The 438-nt window shown below is 50.9% G+C and carries 1 protein-coding gene; it reads right to left on the reverse strand.

Annotated elements, in window-relative coordinates:
• Nucleotides 1-38 precede the first annotated feature (38 nt).
• A partial coding sequence (locus P2081_RS20365; RefSeq protein WP_278924614.1) for a hypothetical protein occupies nucleotides 39-438 on the reverse strand: 400 nt, incomplete at its 5' end.

Below are 438 nucleotides of genomic sequence, written 5' to 3' on the forward strand. Positions count from 1 at the left end.
TATTGCTGTTTTTTTATAGTATGACAAGTACGAAGACACTACAGCAGAGTGAATGTTTTCAGCGAGGCCAGCGCGTCGCGGTGATGCTTCTTCTGGGCGTAGACGTCGAGCTGCAAGTAGATGCTGAACGCACCGTAGGTTTTACCCTGCATGGTGGACACAACCTCGTACATCGTCATGTTGTAGGTCAGGGGCAACTTGCCGTTGTCTCCCTGGTAAAACTTGAGGCTGTCGCTGTCAGGCTCCGAGTCGACCGGAATGTTGGCGAGGTGGCCTCGCACTGTGTCCACCAACGCCTGGTAATGTTCTGAAGTGTAGTTGTATGTGGCCAGAGTTACGTTCATGACGGCCACTTCAATGAAGGATCCATTCCTAAAGCTGGTCGTGGAATAAACCAGTGCGTTTGGTGTCCAAGTATCGACATCGTCTTTGGTGAAC

The organism is Pseudophaeobacter profundi (assembly GCF_029697505.1).
In the GTDB taxonomy this organism is placed as follows: domain Bacteria; phylum Pseudomonadota; class Alphaproteobacteria; order Rhodobacterales; family Rhodobacteraceae; genus Pseudophaeobacter; species Pseudophaeobacter profundi.